At 36.6% G+C, this 6,538-nt stretch carries 8 protein-coding genes; 2 read left to right on the top strand and 6 right to left on the bottom strand.

Translation table 11 applies throughout. From position 1 onward, the window contains the following. Positions 1-143 precede the first annotated feature (143 nt). The 4 genes from ABH966_RS20440 to rpmG all read right to left on the bottom strand — a co-directional run bounded on the left by ABH966_RS20440 (position 144) and on the right by rpmG (position 3,328). Complete coding sequence (locus ABH966_RS20440; RefSeq protein ID WP_370081620.1) at positions 144-2,039, bottom strand: LTA synthase family protein; 1,896 nt, start codon at positions 2,037-2,039, stop codon at positions 144-146. A gap of 281 nt (positions 2,040-2,320) precedes the next feature. Beyond that, on the bottom strand, positions 2,321-2,530 hold the full coding sequence (locus ABH966_RS20435) for a YqgQ family protein (protein WP_049663926.1): 210 nt from the start codon (positions 2,528-2,530) through the stop codon (positions 2,321-2,323). Position 2,531: 1 nt separating this feature from the next. Continuing rightward, positions 2,532-3,116 carry a 5-formyltetrahydrofolate cyclo-ligase gene (locus ABH966_RS20430; protein ID WP_370081618.1) on the bottom strand — a complete coding sequence of 195 codons (585 nt, stop codon included), beginning with the start codon at positions 3,114-3,116 and terminating at the stop codon, positions 2,532-2,534. A 62-nt stretch (positions 3,117-3,178) separates the two neighbouring features. Then, on the bottom strand, positions 3,179-3,328 hold the full coding sequence (gene rpmG / locus ABH966_RS20425) for a 50S ribosomal protein L33 (RefSeq protein ID WP_008408521.1): 150 nt from the start codon (positions 3,326-3,328) through the stop codon (positions 3,179-3,181). Positions 3,329-3,478: 150 nt separating this feature from the next. Between rpmG and ABH966_RS20420 the strand changes: the two genes are divergently transcribed. Beyond that, positions 3,479-3,931 (top strand): hypothetical protein, encoded by a 453-nt coding sequence (locus ABH966_RS20420; RefSeq protein WP_370081616.1) that lies wholly within the window; start codon positions 3,479-3,481, stop codon positions 3,929-3,931. Between the two features lie 3 nt (positions 3,932-3,934). Further along, a complete protein-coding gene (locus ABH966_RS20415) occupies positions 3,935-4,432 on the top strand; it encodes a hypothetical protein (protein WP_370081615.1) in 498 nt (165 codons plus the stop codon). 87 nt (positions 4,433-4,519) lie between these two features. On the opposite strand, the gene ABH966_RS20410 is transcribed toward ABH966_RS20415, so the two are convergent. After that, entirely contained in the window at positions 4,520-5,092 is a 573-nt protein-coding gene (locus ABH966_RS20410; protein WP_370081613.1) for an anthranilate synthase component II, read from the bottom strand. After that, complete coding sequence (gene trpE / locus ABH966_RS20405) at positions 5,089-6,474, bottom strand: anthranilate synthase component I (protein WP_370081612.1); 1,386 nt, start codon at positions 6,472-6,474, stop codon at positions 5,089-5,091. Before trpE ends, ABH966_RS20410 begins: the two co-directional genes overlap by 4 nt. Between the last annotated feature and the right edge of the window lie 64 nt (positions 6,475-6,538).

The raw sequence follows: 6,538 nt of genomic DNA, 5'->3' as shown, positions 1-6,538 counted from the left end.
CGGAATGCTTCGGAAAACAACAGTAGAGTCACAGTGCCAAATGAAAAAAGCGAGGTATTCAACGATTTAATCGTTGAATACCTCGCAATGTGAGAGATATGGACTTTTTCAGTGCCATCCATTAAATGAGATCTCACTTTTTGTTACTTGGCTACCCCTTGCTTCAAGTTACCTGTCTTTTGGTCATAGAAGCGGAGTAAATCACCGTTAATGATGGTATCCGAATTCTCAAGTTCTTTCGTAGCTCGATCAGCGTATGGCTGACATGGCTCACCATCAATTTCTTCGCCAGTTGCTTTGTCATAACAAGCTTCACCAGCATATACATATTTATCTGTTACAAAACGACCGTCGCGGAAAATAACGAAGTCTTCATGCTCTGGTGAGAATAGGTCTGCACCAAGCTGCATATCTTTTGAAGTTTCAACACCAAGAAGGTGTAAAATTGTTGGACGTAAATCCATTTGTCCAGAAACCTCTGTCATTTCTTTACCGTCACCTGATCCAGGGATATGGATGAATAACGGTACTTCTTGTAGCAGTGCATTATCAAATGGTGTAATGCTTTCTTTTCCTAAATATTGAGCCATCGCTTTGTTATGGTTTTCTGAAATACCGTAATGGTCACCATACATTACAATAATAGAGTTATCATATACACCTTGATCTTTTAAACCTTGGAAAAAGTCTTTAAGAGCTTCATCCATATAACGAACTGTTTGGAAATAACGATTTAATGTACCTGAGTTTGACGTATATTCAGGAATCATTACATCTTCTGGGTCCAATGTGAATGGATAGTGGTTCGTTAAAGTAATTAGTCGAGAATAGAATGGCTGTGGCATATCTTTCATTAAGGCTGCGGATTGCTCTAGGAATGGGACATCTTTCATACCCCAGTTAACAGCTTGCCCTTCGCCAATCTTATATGAGTCTATGTCATAGAATTTATTAATGTGTAATGATTGATACATCATGTCACGGTTCCAGAATGATTTATTATTCGGGTGCATGACATTTGTAAAGTAGCCATTATCTCCAAGGCGCTCAGCCATTGAGTTATACGTATTTCCACCGTGCGTGAAGAATACCGCACCTCGACCTAAGCCGAACAATGAGTTTTCTGTAATAAACTCTGAGTCAGAAGTTTTCCCTAATCCAGTTTGGTGATAGAAGTTACTGAAATAATACGTATCTTTATCTTTTGTTAAAGAGTTTAAGAATGGTGTAATTTCATGACCATCCATTTGGTTATTAATCACAAAGTTTTGTAAAGATTCCATTGATACAACAATCAAATTACGATCCTTGTATTTACCAAACATTTGAGGGTTGACTGCTGCTTGATTAGAACGAATATAGTTGTTCACTTCTACTAATTCACTGCCATCCGCTAATGCACGTTGAGCAGAAGATTTTGATTGAATATAAATGTCATATAAATGGTAGTTATAAGTACCGATGTTTTTTACAAGTAATTCACGATCAAAGCTACGTGTTAACAATTGTGGACGCTCTGTTTCAGCTAATCCTAAGTTTAAGAACGACACAGCAATCGCTAATACGAAGTACGCACGACGGAATTCCACGTTTACTTTTACTGCATTTTTCATCATAGGCAAATATTTATTAGCTAAAATTAGAATAAGTACGTCAACGAAATATAATAAATCCCAAGGGCTAACAATCGCTGCTACTGAAGTTCCTAAATCACCAAAGTTATTTGTTTGGAATAATACCGGTAATGTAATAAAGTCGTTGTAGAAACGATAGAACGCGACATTCCCATATAAGACGATTGACATAATAACACTGACAGTTATTATATAACGACTTTTAACTTTTGGCGATTTAAAGAATAATGATATACCATAAGCAAATAGTACGAAGCTTAATGGATTAATAAACAAAATAAATTGTTGCATCGCATTTTCGATTTTCATCTCAAAGCTTGTGTGATAAACAATGACCGTTTTTATCCAAGTTGCTACAATTGCTAGTATCATAAATGAATGTTTAGGCCACTTTATTGATTTCATCCCTAACATCCTCCCTACTTTCTTACAAAAAAATAATATTTTTAACAATTTGTTACTGAAACAAAATATATCTTAATCCATTTTTTACAGATAATCAATAGATATATTTTTGGAAAAACTGTGCTCCTTGTTCGTACATGGGCCGGATAGTAATATATACGTTTTCGTTTGTAAAAAGTTTCGTAAATCATAAAAACAGTGGAAAACCACTGTTTTTTTAAGAATATTACATACATGTTACATTATCTTTACAATACCACAAATGAATTATATTTAAAACATTACTGATTATTTTCCTTCATGCGAAGCTTTGTTGTTTCTTGTCGAATTAGTAATAATGCCATTTGGTAATCTTTAATATCTAGTACATTCGCTTTATACAACTCGCGAATTTCATCCTCCATTAACATCAAATCACCAATGGGATCTCGTGTGTAAATATAAGTGCCATATGTTTTTAATAATTCATAAATATCTAACATTTTGTCCATTTTAGTTCGCTCCTCGTTGTGTTACACAGTCAATACGCTTTGTCGGTGTCACAATGATATCTACTGGGCAATCGTGCACTTCTGTAGGTACTCGTTCATATAGCTGCTCATTAAATAGCAGAGACATGAGCTTACCCTTTTTATAGTTTAATACATAGCGATCATAATAACCACCGCCATAGCCTATTCGATAGCCGAACTTATCAAAAACAACTCCTGGAACAAGTATGACGTCCATTTCATTTGCGTCAACAAACTCACACTTCTCTGGAATTGGCTCACGCAAATGCATATAAACAGTTTCTAGCTGGGCAAACGAGTCAATGGCGTAAAATAACATTTCTCTTGTTTTTGAGTTGCATTTAGGCACAGCGACTTTTTTACCAAGTTGCCATAGTTCTTCTATTAATTGAATTGTGTCGACTTCTGGCTTATTGGAAATGGTAATGCCAATTGTAGTTGCTTCTATTATATATGGTTCCTGTAGCACTTTTTTAACTACAGCATTTGATTGATCGTGGTAAGCTACTTCGCTCATTTTCGCAAGAGCTTCCTTTACCTCGTTCCGTAAAGTTGTTTTATCCATGCTAAGCTACCTCCTAAAATGTAGAAAGCCAAAACCACAAGTGGTTTTGGCTTAATGAGCGATTACTTAGTTTCACGGTGAAGAGTGTATTTCTTCTCGCGAGAGCAATATTTTTTAAGTTCAAGACGCTCTGGATTGTTACGCTTGTTCTTTTTAGAAATGTAGTTACGTTCGCCGCAATCTGTGCAAGCTAAAGTAATGTTTACGCGCATTATTAACCCTCCCACTCTATATCAAGAATTTAAATTTTGAGCATGATTTATACGACTAACCTATTATAACATAAAACAAAAAAAAATCTACCTTCATTTCATATTAAGTTTGCATATGGTAAAATACCTTATAATTACATACTTAATGAGGTGAAACTATTGGATTTATCCATCATACTTATGATTGTAGGGATTCTCCTAATTATTACTTCGTTCTTTTTCAAAAATAGCGCGAAAAAGGTCGAACAAGATGTAGAGGAGCTATCCATCTCTATTTTTCAAGAAACAAATAATTTAAAACGTCGTCTGAAAATTGTTGAGGAAGAGTTGTTATTAGAGCCAGAGTTTCAGGTTAAATCACCGTCAGCGCAAAATAACGCTATATCAGATCCAAAGGTTCAACAAGTTATGCAAGCTGTTCAACAGGCTGCTCAGGCATCGAAAACAGGACAAGCTGCTCCAAAAACGAAACCTATACATCAAATTATTGTAAGTCAGGTGCTTGAACTAAATAAGCAAGGTCTTTCTGTAGCAGATATCAGTATTCGTTCAAATTTAACTGAAGAGCAAGTCCGCCAAGTAATTGCAAACGGAGGTCGGTAATTCATGAATATGTCCGCTATCCGTGCATTTGGCATTGCGCTTTTTCTTGTCGGAGCTTTGCTTGCTTTAGCTGCGCGTTTCGATCTTAATATCGGTCTTCCAACTAAAACTTCCCCAAATACAGAAAATGTAGAGGAGTTGCAAAAAAAGCTCGAACAGGCAAATAAAGAAATTGCATTGTTAAAGGAACAAGCTAAGCAAGCTTCAAAGGAAACTAATCAGAAGACAGATACACCTAAAACAACGACTAAAGAAAATCATAAATCGGCAGATGCACCGGCAAAAGATACAACTATGACACTCCAAATATACAGCGGTATGGAACCATTTATTGTGGCACAAAAGCTTGAAAATGGTGGCGTCATCGAAAATAGTGTTGAAATGGAACTGCTCCTTGCTAACCCTAAATACGCGCGAAGCTTACAAATTGGCTCTTACGAAGTCAATTCTTCGATGTCTTTAGAGGAAATTGCAAAATTGATTACAGGGAAAAAGCAATAATATTACCATCCTATTTCATATAAAAATGGCTGTCATCAAATAATCACAACTACTGATTTTTGATGACAGCCTTTTTAATTTAAGAAATTAAGAAATTTGTTCTAAGAAAGCTCGCATCATTATAATGCCCTCTTTTGTCCCAATGGATTCTGGATGAAATTGCAGCCCAAAGAGTGGGTATTCTTTATGTTGAATCGCCATAATTTCACCATCATCACTGGACTTTGCTAAAATATTAAAATCCTCATGCAACGTGCTTTGCTCAATGATGAGAGAATGATAACGCATTACTTCGATTTTACCGTCTAACTGAGCAAATAAGCCTGTTTTTTCATATTGAATTGTTGATAATTTTCCATGCATTATATTTTTAGCTTGAACTATGTTTCCTCCAAATGCTTGCCCTATCGATTGGTGCCCAAGACAAATGCCCAAAATCGGAAACTTCGTATAAAGCTCTTTGACAACATCCACTGTTATTCCTGCATCAATTGGCGTACCTGGGCCAGGCGATAAAATAATGGCTTCAGGTTGCATTTTCTGAATGTCTTCAATTGTTATTTCATCATTACGTACTACTTTTACATCTTTCCGAAGCATTCGTATTTGCTGAAATAAATTATATGTGAATGAATCATAGTTATCGATCAGTAAAATCATTTTTTTACCTCCAATAGCGCGCGAGCTTTATTTAGCGTTTCCTCGTATTCAGACAAAGGCACCGAATCGTAAACAATACCAGCACCTGCTTGCACATGGGCACGATGATCCTTTATGATCATTGTTCGAATGGCTAGAGCTAAATCCATATCCCCTGTAGCAGAAATATAACCCACTGCACCTGCATAGACACCACGTTTCACAGGCTCGAACTCATTGATTAGCTGCATAGCGCGGATTTTCGGCGCACCTGATACTGTACCAGCAGGTAAGCAAGCTCGAAGAACATCCAAGACATGTACATCATCACGTAATTCGCCGATAACCTCTGATACAATATGCATAACATGTTTATATCGCTCAATACTCATATATTTTATCAGCTTCACTGAACCCACTTTGGCAATACGTCCAAGATCATTACGCCCTAAATCCACTAGCATACGATGTTCAGCAATTTCTTTGTCATCATTTAATAAACCTTCTGCGATCGCATTATCCTGCTCCACTGTTTTACCTCTTGGCTTCGTACCAGCAATAGGATTAGTCGTTACGTTTCGATCCTTCACCTTAACGAGACTTTCAGGAGATGTTCCTAAAATGGTATACGTTCCGAAATCCATATAGAACATATAAGGTGAAGGATTAGAAGTACGTAATTGACGGTATAAAGCGAAAGGATTTCCTGTATATGGTGAAGTGAAGCGTTGTGATAAAACAATTTGGAAAATATCACCCTTCCGAATATGCTGTTTTGCACGTTCAACTAGTGCTACAAAATTTTCTTTGGCGATCATCGGTCTGAAATCTAGCTCTCCAAACGTCGTGTCGTCAAACGTTGTTCCAGCATATAGCTGCTCCTTCATCATAGAAATAGCCAATTCCATCGCTTCAAGAGAACGTCCTTCATCAAATAAATCGATTGCCGCTAGTGTGATCTCTTGCTTTAAATGATCAAAAACGATAAATGTATCATAGAAAAAGATATGGACATCCGGCATTTCTAAATCATCCTGCAAGTATTCACCTATTTTTTCTGTATAAAATGCTGTTTCATAACCAAAGAATCCAATTGCTCCTCCAAAAAAGGCGAACGGATACTGTGCCTTATGCAATGGCATTACTTGCTGTAATTTTACTAATACATTGGTGCTCGATTTTTCTGTTTCTCCACCTTTGGAAAAAGAATAACCATTCCTATCTCCAATAAGTTCTGCAATTGGGTTGACGGCAATAAACGAGTAACGCCCACTTTCTTCATGCTTCGCAGACGATTCGAAAAGCATCTTATGCTCCCCTTCAAGTGATTGATAAACGGAAATTGGCGTCATCATATCACCCTGTAATGCCTTCATGGCAAACTTTCTAAGCTCAACTGTCATACTCTTTCTCTCCTTTTCTATGCTCTGCTCTTCTACACCAAAATTAATCAATTATGCATTGGCT

It is taken from the genome of Lysinibacillus sp. RC46 (assembly GCF_041262385.1).
GTDB lineage: Bacteria > Bacillota > Bacilli > Bacillales_A > Planococcaceae > Lysinibacillus.
Note: the sequence above shows the minus strand (reverse complement) of the source record. Positions and strands in the feature narration are given on the sequence as shown.